This is a genomic window from Sabulibacter ruber (genome assembly GCF_017355955.1).
Taxonomy (GTDB): domain Bacteria; phylum Bacteroidota; class Bacteroidia; order Cytophagales; family Hymenobacteraceae; genus Nibribacter; species Nibribacter ruber_A.
The window spans coordinates 247,122-271,443 of the sequence record NZ_JAFFID010000003.1; the positions used below are offsets into that span (position 1 = coordinate 247,122).

Sequence of the window (24,322 nt, forward strand, 5' to 3'; positions counted from 1 at the left end):
ATGAAGCAAATACAAGATGAATACCCTAGCCTACTTCCAACAACAGGGCTTCTTTATCTGTTTGTGATTCAGCATAGTACAAACTGAATAAATAATTGATAAAGCTCTGGCGTTTATATGGTTTTTCTTATAAACTATTCAGCCTTTGGGTAAAAAGTAGTTTTAGTTTCTATGAAAGTAAAATTATGAAATTTCTTCACTTATCAAATGCATAATTAAACTTTATTAATAAGAGTGTGCTTTTTATTATTTGAAAGTGTCGTAAACAAGTGGACCTCCTGTCTTTTGTTCTTATGTAGGAGAAGTACTGAGCCAATGCTTTTGACTTTATAGTTGCAACCGGGCAAAAAGAAAACAGCCGCTAAGGATTCTTCCTCAGCGGCTGTTACGGTATTGTAAGATTAAAGACTCAATCAGGCATTCTCCGGAACATCAAGTTCCTGGATATAGGGTTCAATGATATCCATGTAAGGAGCCTCGGATTGGAAAGAGGCAACCACCTCTATTCCCATTTTGTTCCAAACTTCCATCAGGCGGTTTTCAAACGAGAACAGGGTAATGGCCCAGCCTTTGAATTCTCGCTGGGCAAGAGCAATACCCTTTTGCTCCAGAAGCTGGGCTTGGTTTCTGGGGGGAAGTTTATGAAAAAGCGAATGTTCTAGCATGTCAATTCTCTAAGCGGGAATACTCCCTCATAAGCTTATCTGGAATGATTTAGTTTCATCAAGCCCGGTAAGAAAGTAATCCCAAAAACAAGGGCAAACTAACTTCTAAAATGGAAATTCAAGTAACCCGAAAGTAAACAAACTATAAAAGGCTAATCTGTTTTAGACCCGTTTTCGTCAAAAATGCCTTGAAACAGACCTTCACTTAGCTTCAAAAGACATTCCTTCAGAAATACAGAATTGCTAGTCTGCGAAACTGCCCATTGTGCCGCTTTCAAAGTCTTCTATGGCTTGCACCAGTTCCTGGTTTGTATTCATCACGAAGGGGCCGTAGGTAGCCAATGGTTCTTCAATGGGCTCCCCGGCCAGCACCAGGAACGTTGAATCCTCTTCAAAGGCGACTTCAATCCCGTCTGCATCCCACCCAAAGACCACCAACTGTTTGGTCTGGGCAGCGCGGTTGCCGTGCAGTTGCACACTTCCTTTCACCACATAGATACCCACGTTGTAAGCGGCCGGCAACTGTAATTGCAGAGTCGTGCCTTTGGGTTGATGCACATCCAGGATGGTAATGGGCGAGAAAGTTTCGGCGGGACCAGAAACCCCTGCGTAGCTACCCGAGATAACCCGGATGGCCCCTTTCCCCTCTGCGGTGGCAATTACCGGGATGGTTCCGCTTCTGAGTTCCTGGTAACGGGGCGGAAACATCTTGTCTTTTTTGGGCACGTTCACCCACAGTTGAATCAGTTCCAGTACGCCACCTTGCCGGGCAAATTCCTTTTCGTGCCGTTCCTCGTGGAGCAGTCCGGCGCCAGCGGTCATCCACTGCACATCGCCCGGACCGATTTTGCCGCTGTACCCAGCCGTGTCTCTGTGGGCCAGGTAACCCTGGTACACAATGGTGACCGTTTCAAAGCCCCGGTGCGGGTGCGGATCTGCCCCCAACGGAGACTCGGTAGGCTCCACTTGCATGGGTCCGGTATGGTCAATCAGGAGAAAAGGGCTCAGCTGCCTAATTCTGGAACCAGGCATGGGGCTGGTCACCTGAAAGCCCTCCCCTACCTGTTTCTTCACACCGTCAATTACCTGAAATATCCTTCGGTTCATCTGTTATTCATTTAAATGGAGTGGCGGAGCCCGTGCTTTTCAACAGCACCTTTCCTGTTTAAAGCCTCTTTTTCTAAAATAAGCTGTAAACTACCCGTTGATGTACACCGGATGGATCATGTTTTCAAAAGAATAGATTTCATCCCACTTCTGCTGGGTGATGAGTTTGCGCTCCAGTACCACAATCTGGTGGATGGATTTACCGGTGGCCAGCGCCTCTTTGGCAATGGAGGCCGAGGTCTCGTAGCCCAACAAGGGGTTAAGGGCGGTCACAATGCCAATGCTGCGCATTACCTCTTCGCGACACACATCCACGTTGGCCACAATGCCGTCAACACATTTGGTACGCAGGGTGGTAATGGCGTTGATCATGTAGTTCATGGAGGTAAACAAGCTGAACGCAATCACCGGCTCCATGACGTTGAGCTGCAACTGACCGGCTTCGGCGGCTATGGAAATAGTAACATCGGCGCCCATCACGTAGAAAGCGGTTTGGTTCACCACTTCCGGAATCACGGGGTTCACCTTACCCGGCATGATGGACGAGCCCGGCTGCATGGGCGGCAGTTTGATCTCGTTCAATCCGGCCCGGGGACCAGATGAAAGCAAGCGCAGGTCATTACAAATTTTGGAAATCTTAAGGGCACTGCGTTTTAGCATGGCCGACACCAGCACATAGGTTCCCATGTCAGAAGACGCTTCTATCAGATCAGGTGCCAGGGTGATAGGCAGTTTGGTAATTTGAGCCAGGTAGCGCGTGCAGAGCTCTGGGTATCCCTGCGGGGCGTTGATACTGGTACCAATGGCGGTACCGCCCATGTTGCACTCCCGCAGCTTGCGTTGGGCTTCGCGCAGGTGCTTGATATCGTCGTTGATGGTGGTGGCAAAACTATGGAATTCCTGGCCTAAAGTCATGGGCACGGCATCCTGCAACTGGGTGCGGCCCATCTTCAAGACATTCTTGAACTCTTCCGCTTTGCGCAAGAAGGATTTCCGGAGGGCATCCAGGGCTTTCAGGTACACATCCACTTTCAGATGCACCGCCATCATGATAGACGTGGGGTACGTGTCATTGGTGGATTGGGAACAGTTGACGTGGTTGTTGGGGTGCAGAAACTCGTACTGGCCTTTCTGATGCCCCAGGTACTCCAGTCCGATGTTGGCGATGACCTCGTTCACGTTCATGTTCACCGAGGTACCCGCGCCGCCCTGAATCAGATCGGTCACAAACTGATCCAGGTACTTGCCGGCAATGAGTTCATCGCAGGCGAAAATGATGGCTTCGGCTAGTTTCTTGTCCAGAACTCCCAGATCCCGGTTGGCCATGGCGGCGGCTTTTTTCACGTAGGCAAACGCCACAATGAAAAGCGGCTCAGAGGCAACGGTGATTCCGGTGATGTTGAAGTTTTCCAGGGCCCTGAGGGTCTGCACCCCGTAGTAAGCGGTGTTAGGAATCTCTTTCTCGCCCAGGAAATCGTGTTCTATTCTAAAGTCTGTGTTCATCTAGTGGTCTTGGTAACAGGTGTGGGGATACCCTGTACTGTACCGCTATTAGATGAACTTTGTTTTAATTCTGCAAGGCTGCGGTAAGTACGCACTTAGAGAAGAACAGCCCCGTAAGAGTTTTAAGCTTGTTTAGGGGAAACAAGGCTTGAAACGCGCGTCAAACGGTAGAAAACTTCACTTTGATGATGGTGGTGAGATAGTCGTAGATTTCGGTGACTTCTTTGTCAAACAGGAAGGTGTTGTAGCCGTCGGCGTCTACTTTGCTTACGCGGCATCCGTTGTCTACCATCTGGAACACTACTTCTCTGATGCGCAGCGGATGACCCGCAAGGTTGAGCATACAGGTAGCGTCTTGGGCCTCTACCCTCAAAAAGAGGTGGTGCAATGCATCATCAGCGTATGAAAGCTGTTCTGTCATCTCGTGGTTCATGTAATAATAAAGTCTTCAACGCCCAAAAAGAGGGCAAGGTGCCATTTACGTCTACATTTTTTAAGCAAAGACCGCTAAATAGCTGGTTTTCTGGGTTTACTCACCAGGTACACGCCCCCAAAAATCATGGCGGCATACAGGGCTTTCTGCCAGGTAAACACGTCTTTCCCTAACCCAACCGCAATGAGGATAGCGAAAACCGGTTGCAGATAGATGTACACGCCCACCAGCGCCGGGCTGGCGTATTTCATGGCCCACACGTTGAGCAGGTACGCCAGAATAGTCATACAGATCACCACAAACGCCACCGCGCCCCAGATTGAAGCCGGGAAAGTAGCGTACTCTGGTTGTATGACCTGCGCCATCCCAAACGGAATCACCCCCACTGAACCTACCAGAAACACGCGGCTCACCACCGTGATAGGATTGTACCGCTGCATCAAGGGCTTTACCAACACCAGAAACGCCCCAAAGCAGGCGGCGTTCACCAGCATGAGAATATCGCCCAGGATATTTCCCTGGGTGTTACCGGCTTTACCCGAGATCAGCATCATGGCTCCCAGCCCGGCAATGAGAATGCCCACCATCCTGAACACCTTGATGCGCTCTTTGAGCAGATAGGAAGACAGCAGCACCACCACTACCGGCGACACCGTCTGGATAAGCGAAGCATTGATGGGCGAGGTGAGGTTGAGCCCGCTGAAGAAGGAAAGCTGGTTGAGCGTAATCCCGAACAGACCGCAGAGCACAATCCTGACCCAATCGGTTTTGCTCTGGATTTTCTCTTTCACCACAAAAACCGAGATGGCCCCAAACACCAACACGGCACTCACCACCCGTATCACAATCAGCCCGAACGGCTGCACATAATCTGGCATGATCTCCTTGGCGATGCTGTAGTTAGCCCCGTAGATGAGTGCCACCAGAAACAAGGCAGCATGCACCTGTACTTGTCTGTTCATGACCGCAAAGGTAACCTGGTACCCTTTACATCACCTAACCGGCTCACCCTGTTTTAGGGTTACTTTAATGAAATCAGGTTGAAAACAGAACCGGGTAGTTCCTTCCACTAACGTGCCATAAGGCGCATTTACCTGCATTCTCCGGTATTTATAGCATTATAACCACTCGCATTTGTACTGATAGAAGGAATCTTTCTTTAGGGAAGAAACATCACCTGGGCAAGGAATGAAAGCAGATAGAAAATGGTTTTTCCAGTGGCGGTTTACGTGTATTTACCCTTACTTTGCATGCCCATTCTGCTCTGGTCTTCCAAAGCAGCGTTAGAGGCAGAAAGCTATTTGACACGTGCTTTCGCTTTAAAACCTTTTGAAATGAGTGATGCGATCAAACATGAGTGCGGAATAGCCATTGTCCGCCTCCGCAAACCCTTAGAATATTATACCGAGAAATACGGCACTCCCATGTACGGCATCCAGAAGATGTACCTGCTCATGGAGAAACAGCACAACCGTGGGCAAGACGGCGCCGGATTTGCCAGCATCAAAATCAACGCCAAACCGGGTACGGAATACATTGCCCGGTACCGGTCAGTGAAGACCAAGGCGATTGATGCTATTTTTGGGAAAATAAGCGAGAAATACAACAAGCTGAAACGCAAGTTCCCCGAGGACGCGAAAGACATTGATTGGCTCAGACAGAATCTCCCCTTCATGGGCGATGTGTATCTGGGCCATTTGCGTTATGGTACCCACGGCGAGAACAGCGTTGACAACTGCCACCCCATGGTGCGTGAGAACAACTGGCGTAACCGGAGCCTGGCCGTGGCTGGTAACTTCAACATGACCAACGTAGATGAGCTCTTTGACGTGCTCACGGAACTTGGTCAGCATCCGCGCCAGAAAATTGACACCGTAACGGTGCTGGAAAAAATTGGCCATTTCCTGGACGAGGAAAACCAGCGCCTGTTTGACTACTTCAAACCCGACCACAACAACGAAGAAATTACCGCCCTCATTGAAGAGCACCTGGACCTGCAGCGCGTGCTGCGCCGGGCCTGCAAAGACTTTGACGGAGGCTACGCTATGGCGGGTCTTACCGGTTACGGAGCGGCCTTTGTGGTACGTGACCCATCGGGCATCCGTCCGGCCTATTATTACATGGACGATGAAGTGGTCGTGATCGCCTCGGAGAAACCGGCCATCAAAACCGCGTTCGGGGTTGATTATAACCAGATCAGGGAAATCACCCCGGGTCATGCGCTCATCATCCAGAAAAACGGGGAAGCCGCCGAGAAAGAGATCCTTCCGGCGCTGGAGAAGAAATCCTGCAGCTTTGAGCGCATCTACTTCTCCCGTGGCAACGACCCAGAGATCTACCAGGAACGCAAAGCCTTAGGCAAATTGCTGTGCCCGCAGGTGCTCAAAGCCATTGATTACGATTTAGAGAACACCGTTTTCTCCTACATCCCTAACACCGCCGAGACTTCTTTCCTGGGCATGATGGAAGGCGTGGAAGATTACCTGCGCGCGTACCGCCGCAAAGCCATTCTGGAAGCAGACGGCGATGAAGAGAAACTGGACAACCTGCTTTCTTTCCGGCCACGGGTAGAGAAACTGGTGATCAAAGACGCCAAGCTCAGAACCTTCATCACCGATGATACTTCCCGTGATGACCTGGTGGCCCACGTCTATGACACCACCTATGAAGTAGTGAAGAAAGGCGTTGACACCGTTGTGGTGATTGATGACTCCATTGTGCGCGGTACTACCCTGGAGAAAAGCATTATCAGAATGCTGGACCGTTTAGGGCCGAAGAAAATCATCATTGTGTCCTGCGCTCCGCAGATCCGCTACCCAGACTGCTACGGCATTGACATGTCTAAGATGAAGGAGTTTGTGGCGTTCAGAGCGCTCATGGGCTTGCTCAAAGACCGTAACCAGGAATGCCTGGCGCACGAGGTATATAAAAACTGCCAACTGGCCCTGAAAACCGGCGAAGCCAGAACCCGGAACTTTGTGCAGGAGCTCTACCGGCAATTCACCGCCGAAGAAATCAGCGGCAAAGTGGCCGAGATTGTCAAAGCGCCTAACGTAAAAGCCGAGGTACAGGTAATCTTCCAGACCATTGAAGGCCTGCACGAAGCCATCCCTAACCACATCGGGGACTGGTACTTCACCGGTAACTTCCCTACCCCGGGCGGTATGAAAGTGGTGAACCGCGCCTTCGTGAACTTTATGGAAAACAAAGCTGGAAGAGCGTATTAAGGTGCTAATGCTTTATTGAGTTCATGTGCTAATTATCTAGCCTTGTGATAAAAAGAAGAGAGCCGGTTCAGTTGAACCGGCTCTCTTCTTTTTATGCGTATATATTTGGCCTGTTTTACAGAAAACAACCCGAAATCGAGAGGCTAAGGTTTAATGCTGTCCTTAGTTCACCACCAGGCGTCGCACTTGCCCCTGGCTTGTTTTCACAAAGTATAGGCCTTTCTTGTAGTGGCTTACATCCAATGACTGCACGTTTTTGCCGGCATATATTTTTCTGCCGGTGGCATCCAACACATCAATGGTAACTTTTTGGCTGAAGCTGACTTTGCCGCCGTTTGCCGGATTAGGGAACAGGGTGAAATCATTCTCCTTTTCCAGTTCTTCTTTGGAGGCCGTTAACGTACCCATGACCTGGTACACTGCCACAGAGCCACTCAGTTCATTCGCCACCAGCACATAGGGTCTGCCATTAGGGCTTGCGGTGTTCGGAATAAAGAAAATCCCTTCAGGCCCCTGGTCTCCAGCGTAAGCAGTAAGGCTGCGGCTATTCCTGTAATCTACAAAAACAGGCTGGGCCGGGTTGGTGATGTTGTAGACCATTACCCCTCCTACTCTTTCCAGCCCGATGAACGCATAATTTTTACCTTCAATGGCAGCAACGGTCACACCCTCCGGCTCTGGTCCTTTGGCCCGGCTGCGGGACTTCACTCCGTTGCTTTCATTGTCTGCGTTGAAGAGCGGGGCAATGCTGGGATCGGTGGAAGTGATGCGCTCAAAATCATCACCGCTGTCGTACACCAACGCCTTGGATGTGGAGTTCCAGATGGAGAACGAACGGGAACCCAGCATGTAGAGCTCATCGTAGTCGCCATCTCCATCAGTATCGCCGTGCAGATTGGTGATGCGCAATCGGCCCAGGTTATTGTTCTGTTGCAGGATGGCGGCATTGGGGAAAACCGTAGGGTCAAGGGTAACCGCCCCCACTGTGGTGCGCTCCACTAAGCCGGTATATTCCTTTTCATCTCCTTCGTTGGCCGTAACCAGGTACGTCACTCCTCCCACGTTGTAGGAAGCAACGGCATCCGGAGTGTAGAACGCCTTTATAGGCCAGTTGGAAAGCAGCACCTGGTTGTTGTTATCAGAGGCATCAAACCCGTTGCCCAGTGCGCTCATGTCTTTGGTGCCCATGGCCCAGATGCTGGTCACAGAAGCGTTTTCCAGGTTGATCTCAGCGAAGGCGTTGTTCTCCTGAAGGGTCACCCACGCCCGGCGGGAATCTTCTGACACCGTGATGTATTCCGGCTCCAGGTCCTGCGACAGAGTGCTGGAAGCTTTGGTCTTGCGAACTCCCGCGGCTTTCAGGGTAGCTTCCTGGCTGTTGAAGCCATCAAAAAGCAAAGTGGTTACATTCGCCTGGGTAAGATTAGCTAGTCCACCAGACACATCAATGATGGTGATGGAGCCTTCGGGGTCAATGGAGTAGTCTGCATTGGGTTGGCCTTCATTGGCCGTGAGCACCTTGGTACCGTCTGGGGTGAAGGTAATCATATCGGGCAGGGCCCCTACGGTGACCTGTTTCTGGAACTCTCCGTTGGTGTTGAAGAAAACCACCGATCCGTTCAGGTGCTCGCTCGCGTTGGGCGATGCCACGGCCACCATCCCGTTTTTCACCGCCACACTGGTGATGCCGCCATACGGCTTCATGTCTACAGACTTGATGAGTTGAATAGCCGCAGGGTTGGAGAAATCTGCGATGTCCAGCCGGTCTTGCACGGCACTGGTCATGTACAACCGCTGGGTTGCCGGGTCATGCACCACAATCTCGGTGGTACTGCCGCTGGCTACGGGCTTAAAGCTGCCCACATGGTTCAGGCTGATTTCGCGGGTGGGTTGCGGGGCCAATCGGTCATTGTCTTTGAGGTAAACCGTGATGGAAGCGTTACCCGTGATGGTCAACCCTGTAGCATTCTCCAGGCTGAGCACAAAGTATTCATCCTGTTCCGCCTCGTTGTCGTCTATCACCGGAATGGTCACTACCTGCTCCGCCGGGCTGCTGCCGGTAAAGGTTAAAGTCTGCGTGGTATAAGTGATGTCTGCCGCACCAGCTGTGCTGAAAGGCGCCTGTTTAAGCACCAACTGCACCGATCCGCTGGCTGGATTCACCAGATTCATTCTAATCTGCACCGACCCAGCATTTTCGTTCACCGTCAGGAAATTGCTGGCCAGCGAGATGGTAGTGTTGTAGGTAAACGCATAGGTATAAGCCGAGAACATAGGCTGGTTTTCGGTATCCTGTACCCCACTCACCACCAGGGAATAGCTTGCGCCGGAAGTGAATGGAGCTGAGTACGTTAAGGTGACCGTTTTGCCATTACTTCCTAATGTTGCCGACTGCAATCCGGCAATACCGGTATAGTGGCTCAGTTGGGTTGCAGAGGCGGCGTTCAATTCACGGCTAAACTCCAAAGCAATGGTAGTGTTGCTGACGGTTTTAGCTGTCACCACAGAAGGCGGGCCTGGGAATGCCCAGGTAGGCCAGGTTTGGGCCGCTGTACCAGAGGCAGTGCCCACCCAGTTTGCCGGGTTCAGGATGGCCTGCTGTAGCTGGGCTTTAGAACCGGTTTGCGGTCCGTTGTAATAAGCGTTTACAGTATTGCCAGACACGTTACCAGCCGCGGTACTCAGGTTAATGGAAGTAGCACCGTCAGTTAAGCCAGCAGGCAACATAGAGTTACTGCCGCTGCACGAGGTGTTGGCAGAAACCCAGACATTGGAACTCAGGGCCGTGATGTACGCCGGATTTTGGGGAGTGCCTGTATATACCAGTACCTGGTCGCCGCTGGAGCTCAATCCAAAGCCGGAGCCAGATAAGGTTCCGAGGTTAGTGGTCAGGGCATCGTTCTGAATTCTCAGTACCGTTCCTGCCGCTACTCCTGCTGGCGGAGCCGTCCAGGTAAAGCCACCGGGGCACTGCGGCTGCGCGTTGGTGGTGTACTTGGCATCGGTGAAGTGAATCATGGTACCGGGCAGGATGTTCACCAGCGTTATGAGAGCAATCTCATCATCGGTGCTGGTGGCGTTCATGCGGTAAGCAACGGGCACCAGGTCCCCGGGCTGAAAAACTGTCTGCACGGCAATGGTGGTGAAGGTGGCACTCTGCACCGCGGGGAGGGCATTGTCGCTCAGGTCTTCCACCACATTCGCTTTCAAAGCCACAAAATAGGTCTGGTTGTTTTGCAGGCTTTGGGTGGGCACCATGGTGATGGTTCTGCCAGACACAGTAGCCTCAAACGCGACGGGGGCACCAGCCGCATTGTCTTTCCTAAGCTCTACCAGCGCAGCTACGTTCTCATTGGTGAGGGTTGCGTTATTGACCAGCCTCACATCTTCATTGAACGTTAGGGTTGGCTGAACTACCACCGGTACCTGCTGGGCACCTGTAGCAGGATTGAAAACCACCGTAGGCGCCACATTGTCTGTCCCCAGCGGATTGCCTTCCAGGGTAACATTATCAAGACGATTGTTACCCACGGTGCCACCGCCTCCCTGCTCAAAGGATATTCTCACTTTGAAGTTGGCATTGTTGTTCACGCTGGCTATCGAGGTAAAATCCAGGGTCTGCAGCGTAGGGTTTCCGTCTACCGGGGCAATGGTAGTGAAGGGAACGTACGTGGTACCATCTGTAGAGTATTCCACCACCTGCGTCCCGGCACCTGAACCTGATCTACGCGTAGCGTATTTCATGACCACGTTCTGGTAACCGGTAGTAGGAACCTGGAACACCAGTGCGCCCCCGATAGGATTGTTAAACCGCAGGTGAGCCCCCGCCGGATCATTGTTCCGGGCGTTCAGGTTAGCCGCTTCAAAGCCTTGTCCGGTGGTGTTACCGGTGATTGGGAGTTCACTGGTTGCCGAGGCCACGTACTCCAACCCTGCTCCTGTTACTATACTGGAGGAAGGTTGCAGCAAGGTCTGCACACTGGTGGAGGTGTTGAAATTCCAGTAATGCACCAGGGTCTGCGACATGGCCGCTTGTACCAGTAGTACTAACTGTACTAATAAAAGGAGTAGTTTTTTCATCATAGAGGTGTGGTAGGGAGTTAGTGTAGCTATCCCCGGCAAGTTATCCCTCCCGCATTATGAGAGTGTTACCCCCTGATTATCTGAATGCTAATTAATTGTGTACTGAAAGTTAAGAACTTGAAGTTGCTACTGGAGGATAGAAAACCTTGAAGCAGGAATGGCAAGTTGCGTTGACCTTACACCAACCGCTCAAGTGTTTTCAGCTTAGATATGCCAAAACCTTCAAAAACCAACAGCACCGCTTCTTTATGAGGCGGCGCTGTTGGTTTTTGAAGGTTTTTTTGGAAAGCAGGCCTAAAACCCAGTTACAGTTTAATGAAGCGTTGCTGGATGAGTTGGCCTGCGTTCTGCACTCTAAGGATATAGTTCCCGGCGGGCAGATGCTTCACCTGAATGGCCGGGTTCTGACCCCTTGAAACAGGCTGCACGCTCTCCACTCGCAGACCTTTCAGGTCCAGGATCTCCACTACGGCCGTTGGCTCCAGCGTGATGTTAGCCAGATAAACCAGGTCTGCACTGGGGTTAGGGTATAGGTTTACTTGGGCCACCGCCGGGCTGCCTCCCTTCACCGACACGGTTTTGCTGTACTCAAACTTACCATCAAAGTCAACCTGCTTCACTCTATAATAGGTAGGGGCGTTGGTGGAGCGTACGTGGTGGAAATGATATTCTTGTATTGTGCTGCTGTTGCCTGCTCCTTGCACTGTTCCGGCCAGGGAGAAGTTCTTGCCATCGGCAGAGAATTCCACTTCAAACCGATCGTTGTTGATCTCAGATGCCGTTGCCCATTTCACCTCCACTTGCTGGTTTTTCCGTTCCGCCTGCACACTCAGCCAGGTAACCGGTAAGACTGTTTCAAGGGTAGCGATGCCCACTTGCCCGAACGGGGTGATGAAGTTCCGCTTGGCATAGCCGCTGGCCAGGGTACGTCCATCTTTGCCAGGCGCATCTAACGTTCCGCCGCCGGTAGTCCAATCCCTGCCGCTGGTGGAGTGCAAGGGTCTGATCAACAGCGCGAATTTGTTATCGGTCAGGTTAGGGAACCCCTGCAGATAGGCGTATGCCGTGAAAGTACCGCTGGAAGGCTGCGCGTTAGGCTCCACATGCCAAACGCCTTCGGTTTCAACATGGGTGTACAGATGGTCTCCTTCCCTCAGGAACATATCAGCGTCCTGGTGGTGGGTCAACGGTTTAAAACTGACCACAATATTCTGAAAGCCGTTTCCGCTCAGGCCAATAGACATCAAATCCAGACGGCGCTTGCCAGTGGCGCTTCCTACCGGAAAAGAATAGATCCCGCTGCTGTTAACCGCTCTGCGCAGATTCCCGTGCACGTACAAGGTAGAATCTGCTAACTGCAAAGCAGTTTCCTCGGGGTTTAGTAACTCCAGCTCGTTAATATCGGTCCTGAACACCCCGCTTTTGAAAGTGAAGGCTTTGGCTACCTTCACTGATTTGGTGAGAGTTACACTTCCACCAGTTTTTGCCATAAGGAGGCTAGAAACGGTGGCAGGCAGACCATCGCCGGAAACCATGTCTGAGTTCCCGATGAACCCGTAGTTGGCCTGCGGCGAGAAAGACCGGGTACCGCTTACCCGCACGTTGCCGTCCATGGTTCCGGTTCCACTCAGCTTGATTCCCTGCGGAGAGCCGTACAGCAAGGTAGCGCCAGGCTCCAGGATAAAATTACCGGTACCGCCCACCGCCCGGTTACTGGCAATCTGCAACGCCGCCGGGGCCTTCACGGTAAGGGTGCCCGTTACGTCAAAATTGGCGCTGACCAGGTGGTTGCCAATGTTATCTAGGGTGTTGGCTTCCAGCGCGGTTAAAAGCAGGTGATGGTACGTGATCTTTTGGGAGGAGCCATAAGTCCCTCTGATGGATTGACTCTGCCCGTTGGTAGTACCGTACAGTTCAATGGTGCCACCGGTAAGCCTGTAAGGTTCGGTTTTCCCGTTCAATTCCGGAAAAGTCCCCGAAACCTTCCCGACCCGGAACAAGCCACCCGTCATGGTCAGACCTCCTTCTCCTTTCAGGGTTTTGTTGTTGATGTCCAGAATGGCATTGGGCAGAATGGTCAGGTTCTGGTTGATGGTGGTAGTTGAGGAGATAGATTTAGCGTTCACTCCCGCTGTATTGCTCCCACTCACAATGATTTTGTGGTACGTTTTGCCTTTCAGAATCTGTTCTCCATCTCCCGCCAACTCAATAGCCCCACCGGTTAAGTCAAATGCACCTGATAGCAAGGGAACCTGTGCATTCACCATTGCAATACGGTAAGTGCCACCCGTCATTACCAGCTTACCGCCCCCATTGATATCAGCGGTGGGAGTTGCGATGAAGGTCCCTTGCCTGATTTCTAATCTTGCGCCCTGAGCCGACAAAGTGCTATTATTTGAAATTCCGGTGCTTTGTGTGAGCGTTACGGTGGTAGGATTATCCATGATCAGGATTTTACCGCTGGTAGTAGAAGCCAAAGCGTTACCGGTCTGTTGCGGAAGTGAACCGCTATAAATATAGGTGGCAACCTGGTTGAACGTTCTGCGGTTATCGGTGACCACCACGTTACCGCTGTTTCCGGTGGCGTTTATTCCCTGGGCGCTGGTGACGTACAAAGTACCGCCCTGATCCAGTTTAAAGTAGCCAAGTCCCTGCACCTGGTAGCCGTTCCCAGCGGCATCGGCTCCAAAATCAAGCGTGCCTCCATTCTCAACGGTGAGGGTGGCCGCGTACACCGAGTTGATAGGATTCAGGCGCAGATGCTGCCCTAACCTCACCAAAGCGCCTGGTTTCACGGCTAATAACACATGGTTGACGGTTCCATTTACCTGAAGAGTTTGCCAGGCAGTACCCATAAACCGGATTCCGCTGGTGCTGGTATTGGCGGTGCTGCTGTTATTGATGGAAGAAGTAGCGTCTGCGGTGAGATTGCCTTTCAAATCTACTAAAGTAACCGCCGCAGCACTTGACACTTGGTTCAACGTAAGCGAAGCGCCTTGTAGGGTTAGATTTCCATTAACGGCAAGTGTTCCGGTGCCCGATGTTTGGCTTTGCACAAAGTAAGAGCCTCCCGTTAAGGTCACATCTTGCCCAAAGCTAAGTGATTGATTGTTGCCGGCTAACAAAAGAAGCGAAGAGGTGCCGGGAAGAGTAGTCTGGAAACTTTGGGCAGCCAGCGGAGCAGTGGCATCGGTGAGTTGCCATTGGCTACCGGCGAGACCAGGTGCCACCGTCAGGCGGCCAAACCAGTAGCCATGCGGCTGGGTGGCAAGATTGGTACTACTGAACAATACTGCACCAGGTGCGGCTCCTTCAATTTTCACCTCTGAGGTGGCATCAATCTGCTCTGTACCCGCCCACAGCAAGGAGGTTGCTTTGTATGTAGCCGATTTTACGATTAGCCTTGAGTTAGCTTGCAACTGCAGAGTACCACGGTTCTCCACTTCTCCCTCCTGTATCAACTCAGAGGTGGCAGCCAACGTTAATTTTCCTGATGTCTGAAGCGTGGTGTTTGCGGGTACTGTAAAGGATTTGGCAGAACCTATAAACAAATTGGTAAGTTTCAGCAGGCCAGAAAGCTGTACCTGATGCTCTACGTATAAAGTGGCGGTAGTTGGAAGTGGGTAGGTGGCTGTTACCCAAGTACCCTGCGCTGTAAATTGTTCAATTGTACAGGTACCTCCTGCCTGGCCGATTGTGCCTGAAGAGGTGGTGCGGTAGTCACCAACTGCGTAAATAATGGCAGTCTGTGCGGTGGCAGAAGAATTCTTAAAGATGAAAAATGCCCAGAATAACATCCAAACTTTGAAGGCTTTAGCAGCTTTTCCAAACAGGCTCGCTTCCAACATCTTGCTCTAAATTTTTATGTTTGTTATTAAATTGTTTATAAATTTTCTTGATAGAGCAAACTTGAATGGAATAACAGAAGTTCATTGCTTATTAAATTTTTTAATTGATTAGTTATATTTATTCTCTATTATTTATCAACTAAGTACCAAAACATTATTAAAAAGTGAGCCCTATCTTATTTAAAGCTTATTCAAAAAATATTTTGTTCAACTTTAAAAAAATCAGAAGCGAACATAAAAACTCACCTACTGGCAAGCCAACTTAACCTATTTAAATCAACTACAAAGGCTTAAAAGACTGTACACTTCTCTTATAGCTTGTTTTGCTCATTCCTGAACTCCCTTGCCACCTACTGCTTTACGATTAATCTTGAGCTTGCTAATGACCAGAGGCAATGGGCTGGTTTACTCACGCCAGAGTTGAGGGGAAGACACCTCACCGTACCAGCTTCAGTGAACAGAGAGTAAATCCTTAATTTTTGAAGTTTACCATACTGTCGTACATTTGGCGCAGGTATAGTTGCTCTGGCAGTCTTGTTCTTAAGGATAGAAGTACCGTCAGTTTGGCTATGTGAGTTAGGCGGGGATGGCTTTGTGGCACCTGTCTGTTTTTACTGCATTTGCCTTAATTGAACGCTGAACCATGGAAACAAAACAAGCTCCCATTGAGATTACGCCAGAGAAAAACTATGATTCAGAGTTCTGCGGCAGCATTCCGCTGCACCTGGTCAACCTGATTCAGCCACACGGTGCCCTGCTTACCCTGGCGTACCCGGCGCTGCGCATTGTACAGGCAAGTGAGAACGTGGAGCAACTTTTGGGCCTTCCGCTGGAGAGGCTTCTGAACCAACCTATCGCCCAGTTTCTGCCGGCAGCTCAGCTGGAACAGTTACAAAAGAAAGTACAGCACCAGGACAACCAGGCGAAAATCCCGTTCAGTGTCACTATTCTGGGGCAGGAAGCGGAGAAAACCTTTACGGCCCTGGTGCACCCCAAAGAGGAATATGTCTTGATTGAGCTGGAAGACAACCAGAACGCGGCGCAGGCCAACTCATTTCTGGAACTCTATCAACAAGTCAAATACATTACCTCCCGGCTAAAACAGGCGAATAACACCAGAGAACTTGCCCAGATTACCGTGGAGGAGTTAAAACAACTATCTGGCTTTGACCGGGTATTGGCCTATCAGTTTGATCCGCAGTGGAACGGAATTGTAATAGCCCAGGCCAAGGAAGAGGACATGGAAGATTACATGGACCTCCGCTTTCCGGCCTCAGACGTGCCCAAGCAATCCAGGGATCTGTATTTCAGCAATCCGTACCGGTTAATTCCTACCCGGTCTTATACCCCCGTACGACTGAACCCAATCATCAATCCGCTTACCCAACGGTTCACCGATCTTTCTGAATGTAATTTGCGCAGCGTGGCTCCGGTGCACTTAGAGTACCTGGCCAACCTGCAGGTGACCGCCTCCATGTCTTTGCCGCTTATCATAGACAACAAGCTATGGGGGCTTATCTCCTGCCACCACAAAGAAGCCAAAAACCCCAGCTATGAGCTCAGATCGGCCATGGAACTGCTGTCGGGGATTGTATCGGCGCAGCTGGCGGCTAAAGAGCGGGAGAAACATATTGAACTAACCGCCCAGTTACGCGGCATCCATGCCCGGTTGCTGGAGCAGTTGTATACCTCGGCTAACTTTGCGGAGGGACTTTTAAACGAAACAGCCGGTATTCAGCACCTGCTAAACCTTTCAGGGGCGGCGGTGTTGTTTGAGGGCGGAGTCTGGACCCTGGGTGAGGTACCTCCCACCCAGGACATGAAAGAACTGATTTACTGGTTGCGCCGGAACGGTACTGAAAGATCCTTTGCCTCAGATACCCTGCCCAGCCAGTACGTGCGCGCGCGCGATTACAAAGAAATTGGCAGTGGGGTGATTGCCTTGCCTATTAACCCTGAGCAGGGAGAGTACATTCTGGGCTTCCGGCCAGAGGTGCTGCAAACCATTAGCTGGGGCGGTAATCCTAACCAGGCCATCCAGATGGAGGCCGATGGTAAAACCTACCACCCGCGCAATTCCTTCGCCACTTACCAGGAAATTGTGAAGCACACCTCCGTTCCCTGGCTGCCGGAAGAACTGGAAGCCGCCGAAACGCTTAGAAGCTCCGTGCTGGAGAAGATCATCAAAGAAAGGTACTAAGGCGTTTTTCTCCTCGTTTTACTAAAACATAGTTCTTTCAGATATTTGCTTATGGCACTTGCACCCCCACCAGACATGCTCCCCAAAACCGACCATTACCTTGTGGGCATTGGAGCATCTGCCGGTGGGCTGGAAGCCATCCATAAGCTGTTTGACCATTTCCCCAGCAACTCCAGCTTCTCGTTTGTCATCATTCAGCACCTCTCGCCAGACCATAAAAGTCTCATGGCCGAGCTGCTTTCCAAGCACACCCAGATGCGGGTGCAGGAGGCCGAGGACAACATGGTTACCCGCCCCAACTGCGTGTACGTGCTGCCCAGCGGCAAACAACTCACCATCAGGAACGGCAGGTTAAGGTTGACGGACCAGATCAGGAACCGTGAACCCAACTTTGCCATTGACCTCTTTTTTGAATCCCTGGCCAAAGACCTGGGCCGGTACGCCATTGGCATTATTCTGTCTGGTACCGGTACAGACGGCACCAAGGGTGTTAAAATGATTAAATCGGCGGGCGGCATGGTCATGGTGCAGGACCCGTTCACGGCCAGGTTTGACGGGATGCCCCGTAGTGCAATTGAAACCGGATTTGTAGATTATGTTTTTCCCCCAGAACGTATGCCACATGAAATCATGGAATATACTCGCCAGATTCCGCTGGTGAAAACTGTTTTAGACCGGAACGAAGACGTAGATGATAAAGTGTTGCAGGAAATTCTGGACCTGATCTGTCTGCACACCCAAACTAATTTCAAGAACTACAAGCAGCCCACCATTTATCGCCGCATCAGAAAGCGGATGGATTTGCTGAAGGTGTTCACCCTACCCGATTACCTGACCTACATCCATGAGAACCCCGCCGAGCTTAAACAGCTTTGCCAGGAGTTCCTGATAGGCGTAACCCGTTTCTTCCGGGACCCCGAAGCCTTTGAGGCGCTGGAAACCGATATCATTCCGCAGATCATTGCCCATGTGCCCGAGGAAGAGACCATTAAAGTATGGGTGACCGCCTGCAGCACCGGCGAGGAAGTGTATTCCATTGCCATTCTGTTTCAGGAGTGTTTTCAGCGAATGGGCCGAAAACCAAACATCAAGCTTTTTGGCACAGACATTGACCAGCGCGCCATCAGGCAGGCGTCTAAGGGCGTGTTTCCGGCCTCCATTTCCAAAGACGTGTCAGAAACGCATTTGCAGCAGTTCTTCCATTTCAAGAACAACCGGTACACCATAAAGGAAGACATCCGCAAGCTGGTGATTTTTGCCCAGCATGATCTGCAGAAAGATCCGCCTTTCAGCCGCATTGACCTGATCACCTGCCGGAACATGCTCATCTACCTGAACCCTGATTTGCAGAAAAAGGTACTGGGGGTGTTCCCGTATGCCCTGAAGCTGCACGGTTACCTGTTTCTGGGCCCCAGTGAGCACATTGGCGAACTGAAATCTTACTTCTCTGAGAAGAACCGCAAGTGGAAAATCTTCCAGAAAGTGAAGGAAAGCAAGGGCATTCAGCAGACCTACGGCATCACTCAGCAGACACCCACGTACGCAGCAGACGGGCTTCACTCCTACCGCAACGCCCAGGCACTGCGGTACAATGAAATGTTTCTGGAGGCAATAGCCGAGGATTTTAAGATGACCGGCCTCTACATTGATGACAACTACCAACTGCTGCACGGCATTGGCGACTTCAACCGGTTCCTGAAACTGCCCGAGAAACAACTGCAACTGAATCTCATCAAAATGGTGCCCAAAGAGTTGGCGGTTACTTTGAGCGTAGATATCAGAAAAGTGCTCAAAAACCCCAAAACCCTGTCTAGGCAGGTGGTCATTCGGCTGGGTACCAAAGACCAGTTGGTGAACCTCACGGTAAAGCCTATCTCGGTGGAGAAGGATCTGCCCAAGGTGATTCTGGTGATGCTGCAGGAAGTGGGCAAACTGAGTCCGTCTTTAAAAGCGTTGGAGCCCGCCCTGGTCTCTGAAGACGATACCGAGTATTTCCACCAGCTCTCGGTGTTGGAGGCTGAACTGAAAGAAGCCCGCGAAAGCCTGCATTTAACGGTGCAGGACCTGAGCACCTCCAATGAGGAACTGCAGTCTACCAACGAGGAACTCATGTCTTCCAACGAAGAACTGCAGAGCTCCAATGAGGAGATGCAGTCTTTGAACGAGGAACTGCACACGGTTAATTCTGAGCACCAGCTCAAGATAAAGGAACTGCTGGAGCTGAACGAGGACCTGGACAACTACATCCGGAGCTCCAACATCGGGCAGCTGTTCCTGGACCATCACCTGGCCATCCGTAAGTTTACGCCCGCCGTCAAAGACCTCATCAACATCATTGACATAGACCTGGGCCGCCCCATCCATCACCTCTCGCACAACCTCCGGTACTCGCGGTGGATGGAAGACATCCAGAAGGTGAACAACACCTCCGCCGAGGTAGAGCAGGAAGTGGAAACCCATGACGGTAAGTTCTTTCTCATGCGCATTATCCCGTACCTGAAACACGACGGCAACAAAGACGGCGTGGTGCTCAGCTTTGTGGAGGTGACTACCCTTAAAACCCTCAGCAACGTGGTGCAGGGCGTGCTCAACAGCTCGCTTAACAGCATCATGGCGTTCAGGGCTATCCGAGATGAGGAACAGCAGATCACGGATTTCCGGTGGACGTTGCTGAACAAGCCCGCTGAGAGACTGATAGGCAAACCCCAGGAGCAGTTGCTGCACCAGAGCATTCAGCCAGACATGGTGTTCCTGAAAAGGACCAGCCTGTTCAACAAGTTCAAGCAGGTAGTGGAAACCGGCCAGCCGCTGCACATTGAACAGAACCTGGAAGTGAACGGTAAACGCGCCTGGTACGAGATTGCCGCCGCTAAAATGGGTGATGGCCTCACCCTCACCATGGCCGACATCACCGAGAAGAAAAACAGCGAGGAAAAAATCCTGTTGGCCTACGAAGACCTCAAGAAAGCGGAGGAAGACCTCATCAAGCTCAACGGGCAGCTGGAACACCGGGTGAAAGACCGCACCAAAGAACTTCTGGAAAGCCAGGAACGCTTTAACCTGGTGTCCAAAGCGACGAATGACGTAGTCTGGGACTGGAACCTGATCACCAATGAACTGTGGTGGAGCGATACTTTGCAGCCCATTCTGGGGTATGAACCCAAAGAAATGGACAAAGGGATTAACGCCTGGTTCAACAAAATTCACCCAGAAGACAAACACCGCATTATCAGGGGCATCAACGAGGCCATTAACGCTGGGCAAGACCAATGGGTGGAGGAATTTAAGCTGGCCCGGGCCGATGGCACGTTTGCTGATGTCTACAACCGGGCGTACATCCTGCACAATGAGTACCAGATTCCGCACCGCGTGCTGGGCTCCTTCATTGACCTTTCAGACCTGAAAGACACCCAACTGAAGCTGAAGGAAACCAACGCCCACCTGCTGCGCGTGATTGATGACCTGGATAATTTTGTCTACACCGCCTCGCATGACCTGAAAGCGCCCATCCACAACATTGAGGCCCTGTTGCGTGAGTTGCAGGTGGAACTTCCGCAGGATGAGTTTGAGCTGGTAGATGTGCAGCAGATCATGCGCATGATGCAGGGCGCCGTGGAGCGCTTCAAGAAAACCATCGGGAATCTCACCGAGATCACAAAGCTGCAAAATGACCACAGCAGCCAGGATGTGGCCTCCATAGATTTGGCCCACCTGGTACAAGATGTGGTGCTGGATCTGGAGCCCCTCATGAAGGAAACCAATGCCCAGCTAGACATTGACGTAGCCAATTGCCCCGTTATCTCTTTCTCAGAAAAGAACCTGCGCAGCATTGTCTACAACCTGGTGTCCAATGCGTTCAAATACCGCGCCCCAGACCGTGAGCCTAAAGTGTCTTTGTCCTGCACCACGGAGGACGAATTTGTGGTGCTGCAGGTACAAGACAATGGCCTGGGGTTAGGCCCCGAGCAGAAAGACCACCTTTTCTCTATGTTCCAGCGTTTCCATGACCACGTGGAAGGATCGGGCATTGGGCTGTATATGGTGAAGAAAATCATTAACAATGCCGGCGGTAAGATTGAAGTAGAAAGCCATTTAGGCGAAGGAACCACTTTTAAGGTTTTCTTCCGGAAGTAATTAATTCATTTAGAATTAGGCTGTGGGTTGATTTTGGGCTGTTTTTCAGAAAGCTGCTTAAAAACAACCCACAGCCTTTATACATGTAAATCAAGCGGTATAGTTTTATGCTTGATTTCCCTAAACAGCCCTAAACCTGAGATTTGATCCAGATAAAAGCTGTCCTTTTTACAGAGGCAGTTCTCAGACACTGATTTAAATCAGTTCCTTGAAATATAGTTGTCACTGCTGAGCAACGCGGCAATCAGGAGATTTGCCTTATTTCTCTGCTCGCATGAATACCGTACCTCCTTCCAAAGCCATCACGTACTGGCTTCTTACCGGCGCATTCCTGATACTGGCCATGGTCATCATTGGGGGCATCACCCGCCTCACGGGCTCCGGCCTTTCCATAGTGGAGTGGAACGTAATTTCCGGAACGCTTCCACCTCTCACCCAAGCTGCCTGGCAAACTGCTTTTGCCAAGTACCAGCAGTTCCCCGAATTCCAGAAGGTGAACTTCAGCATGACCTTAGCCGGTTTCAAACAAATCTTTTGGTGGGAATACCTGCATCGGCTCCTTGGCAGGTTGATCGGGTTGGTGTTTATCATCCCTTTTCTCTACTTCGTCCTTAAAAAGCGAGTTTCTGGCGGGCTCCTGAAGCGTCTTTTGTTCATCCTGTTTTTGGGGTTGGCTCAAGGGGCGATGGGTTGGTTTATGGTGAAGAGCGGCCTGGTAGAGAATCCGCACGTGAGCCACTACCGGTTGGCGGCGCACTTTTGCCTGGCCCTGGCGTTGATTGGCACCATCCTGTGGACCGTAGCCGATCTGCGAAATTCAGGCAAAAAGCCAGCCTCCACTGAAAAGAAACTGGTACGTTTTTCCCGCTGGTTATTGGCGGCAGTTCTGGTGCAGATAGTTCTGGGCGCCTTTGTGGCTGGGTTAAAGGCCGGATTCTATTACAACACTTTCCCGCTTATGAACGGAGAGGTCTATCCTTCTGTACTGCCGGAAATTCTTATCTGGAGCAATTTCATGGAAAATGGCTCCCTGATGCAGTTCATTCACCGCTGGGTGGCCTTTTTGGTATTGGTTTTACTTTTCCGCTTCTGGCGGCTCAGCCGTCAGGCCAATGCCTCAGAACAGACCCAAAGGATAGCGCGATTTATTTTCTTGGTAGGCCTGTCTCAAGCTGGTGTAGGCATTGCCACGCTGCTGTTACAGGTTCCGGTTGCCTTGGGGGTACTTCATCAGGTAGTAGCGGTGGTGCTGTTTTCAGGCACTCTTTTGGCGGTACACCAGCTAACCTATTCCAGAGTGGGTAGCCAGAACCGTACTTAAGAGCATTGGTACATACTAGGCAAAAGCCCGGTTTGCGCCTTATTTTAGAAAAAGAGGTGCAAAAAGGACTTTCTTTTTTCCAGACGTTTTTAGAGGAAACTGTATGGTGAGCGCCTAATTAGAAGACATTCCCTTCAGTAAATTCTGGTTGTTCGCCTTTTCCAGTGCGTGCAGTTGCTCTTTGCTTGCCAGGGGCAGGGTGAAGGAAATGCAGGTACCCTTCCCCTTTTCGCTTTCCACGCCAAGCGTGCCTCCATTCTTCTCCACAAACTCTTTGCAGAGAATCAGTCCTAGTCCTGAGCCTGCTTCGTTCTGGGTGCCCAACGAAGTCGTTTTCTTACTGATGTCAAACAGGTAAGCAAGCGATTTTTCGGCGATACCTACCCCATTGTCCTGCACCTTCACCAGGATAGAAGGAACACCCTCTTCTGAGGGCCCGGTACTCTCTACTAGGATGTCAATCTGCCCTCCCAGTCGGGTGAACTTGATGGCGTTGGAAATCAGGTTCCTGAAAATGGTGCCCACCATTTCCTTGTCCGCAAACGCCAACACCTGGGGCTTGACCTGATTCTGCAAGGAGATATTTTTGCCCGAGGCCATGGATTGCAGGTAGCCCAAGGTTTCTTTCACGGTTTGGTGTACATCCAGGACCGCTGGTTTGAACGGGATCTGGTTTGTCTGGCTTCTGGCCCACAGCAAAAGGTTCTCCAGCAAACGGGAGGTATTCTGCAGGCTCTTGTACTGCAGCAGCGACAGACGTTGACGGCTTTCCTCAGAATCGCCGGCGGTGTTGTCCACCATCATCTTGGAAAGCTGCAAAGTGGATTGAAGCGGCCCCCGCAAATCATGCGAGACAATGGCGAAGAGTTTATCTTTGGCAGAGTTGGCATCGGCTAGGTGCTGGGTGGAAAGCTGCAGTTGCGCATTGTTTTTCTCCAGCGCCGTTTGTTGAGCCAGTATTTGCCTGCTTTGCCGGTAGTTCATCATGTTGGTCCGCCAGAGCACCCAAGCCAAGCCAATGCCAATCCCCGTGGCCGAAATCCCGTTCACGCGCATGGTTAGCAAAAGCGCATCATCGGGTTGGTAATACCCCAGGCTCACAAAAAAGGCCCCGTAAGAAACCAGGTAAAGCACCAGCGCGACCATGGGCCTGATCTGCAAAATCAGAGCCGGGGCAATGCACGTGATCAGGAACGCATTGATGGACGCATTCACCAACTGATCTATGGCCGTGAGTGCGGCCCCAAAACAAGGCATCAAAAGAAACACCGTTCCTATAATTGCCTTCGCCAATTTTGTTTTAGATAGGTCTTTCTTTTTTAGATAATAGGTAAGCCCCGCAATAACCAATACCAGGAGGAAGAAAGTAGAATGGGCGTAGATGATACCCATTTTCCAGCGGTACTCAGTGGGGGTTCCTTCGTTCAGTTGGGCTTTGAACAGGAGAACGTGCGCAGCAGAGACAGGTAAAATCAAAAAACTCAGAACCAGAATGCGCTGAAGATTAGTATGCCTAACCTCGTTTTCCAGAATTGATTTATCTGCCCTGGAAAGCAGCAGATGCTTCCCTAAAAATCGTTTGATGTTCATTAGACTCCCGTTCCACCGCTCACTTCTTTCACAGAATCACCCCTTCTATAGAGTAGAAGTAGAACATAAGTGCAAGTTAGCAGCCAATTTATACAATTCCTACGCTCTAGTAGCGCTAAATTGTTACTGATTGGCACAAAAGGAAGACAACAGGCAATATAGCAACATTCCTGTTTCCACCTTCCTTTACTGAAAAGGAGGGTAAAACAGG

At 51.0% G+C, this 24,322-nt stretch carries 12 protein-coding genes; 4 read left to right on the top strand and 8 right to left on the bottom strand.

Annotation, left to right across the window (positions count from 1 at the left end; translation table 11 throughout):
• Positions 1-413 precede the first annotated feature (413 nt).
• The 5 genes from JT719_RS16795 to JT719_RS16815 all read right to left on the bottom strand — a co-directional run bounded on the left by JT719_RS16795 (position 414) and on the right by JT719_RS16815 (position 4,670).
• The gene (locus JT719_RS16795) at positions 414-665 is read right to left on the bottom strand and encodes a hypothetical protein (RefSeq protein ID WP_207434596.1); all 252 of its coding nucleotides are present in this window, start codon (positions 663-665) and stop codon (positions 414-416) included.
• A gap of 243 nt (positions 666-908) precedes the next feature.
• Entirely contained in the window at positions 909-1,772 is an 864-nt protein-coding gene (locus JT719_RS16800; RefSeq protein WP_207434598.1) for a pirin family protein, read from the bottom strand.
• 90 nt (positions 1,773-1,862) lie between these two features.
• Positions 1,863-3,275, bottom strand: a complete 1,413-nt coding sequence (aspA, locus tag JT719_RS16805; protein WP_207434600.1) for an aspartate ammonia-lyase — start codon at positions 3,273-3,275, stop codon at positions 1,863-1,865.
• 160 nt (positions 3,276-3,435) lie between these two features.
• Positions 3,436-3,708: a hypothetical protein gene (locus tag JT719_RS16810; protein WP_207434602.1), complete on the bottom strand. Its 273-nt coding sequence runs from the start codon at positions 3,706-3,708 to the stop codon at positions 3,436-3,438.
• A 74-nt stretch (positions 3,709-3,782) separates the two neighbouring features.
• Positions 3,783-4,670: a DMT family transporter gene (locus tag JT719_RS16815; protein ID WP_207434604.1), complete on the bottom strand. Its 888-nt coding sequence runs from the start codon at positions 4,668-4,670 to the stop codon at positions 3,783-3,785.
• Positions 4,671-5,042: 372 nt separating this feature from the next.
• Here JT719_RS16815 and JT719_RS16820 point away from each other — a divergent pair, with 372 nt between their 5' ends.
• Positions 5,043-6,935 (top strand): amidophosphoribosyltransferase, encoded by a 1,893-nt coding sequence (locus tag JT719_RS16820; RefSeq protein ID WP_207434605.1) that lies wholly within the window; start codon positions 5,043-5,045, stop codon positions 6,933-6,935.
• 162 nt (positions 6,936-7,097) lie between these two features.
• Here the strand turns inward: JT719_RS16820 and JT719_RS16825 are convergent, their stop codons facing one another.
• Together JT719_RS16825 and JT719_RS16830 are read right to left on the bottom strand one after the other, a co-directional pair.
• Positions 7,098-11,018, bottom strand: coding sequence for a choice-of-anchor I family protein (locus tag JT719_RS16825; protein ID WP_207434606.1), 3,921 nt, complete (start codon positions 11,016-11,018; stop codon positions 7,098-7,100).
• Positions 11,019-11,323: 305 nt separating this feature from the next.
• Entirely contained in the window at positions 11,324-14,815 is a 3,492-nt protein-coding gene (locus JT719_RS16830; protein ID WP_207434611.1) for a T9SS type A sorting domain-containing protein, read from the bottom strand.
• 694 nt (positions 14,816-15,509) lie between these two features.
• Here JT719_RS16830 and JT719_RS16835 point away from each other — a divergent pair.
• From JT719_RS16835 to JT719_RS16845, 3 genes are all read left to right on the top strand, one after another.
• The gene (locus tag JT719_RS16835; protein WP_207434619.1) at positions 15,510-17,066 is read left to right on the top strand and encodes a GAF domain-containing protein; all 1,557 of its coding nucleotides are present in this window, start codon (positions 15,510-15,512) and stop codon (positions 17,064-17,066) included.
• A 51-nt stretch (positions 17,067-17,117) separates the two neighbouring features.
• Complete coding sequence (locus JT719_RS16840) at positions 17,118-21,200, top strand: chemotaxis protein CheB (RefSeq protein ID WP_207434620.1); 4,083 nt, start codon at positions 17,118-17,120, stop codon at positions 21,198-21,200.
• Positions 21,201-21,474: 274 nt separating this feature from the next.
• Positions 21,475-22,521: a COX15/CtaA family protein gene (locus JT719_RS16845; protein ID WP_207434621.1), complete on the top strand. Its 1,047-nt coding sequence runs from the start codon at positions 21,475-21,477 to the stop codon at positions 22,519-22,521.
• Positions 22,522-22,635: 114 nt separating this feature from the next.
• On the opposite strand, the gene JT719_RS16850 is transcribed toward JT719_RS16845, so the two are convergent.
• Positions 22,636-24,111 (bottom strand): sensor histidine kinase, encoded by a 1,476-nt coding sequence (locus tag JT719_RS16850; protein WP_207434622.1) that lies wholly within the window; start codon positions 24,109-24,111, stop codon positions 22,636-22,638.
• Between the last annotated feature and the right edge of the window lie 211 nt (positions 24,112-24,322).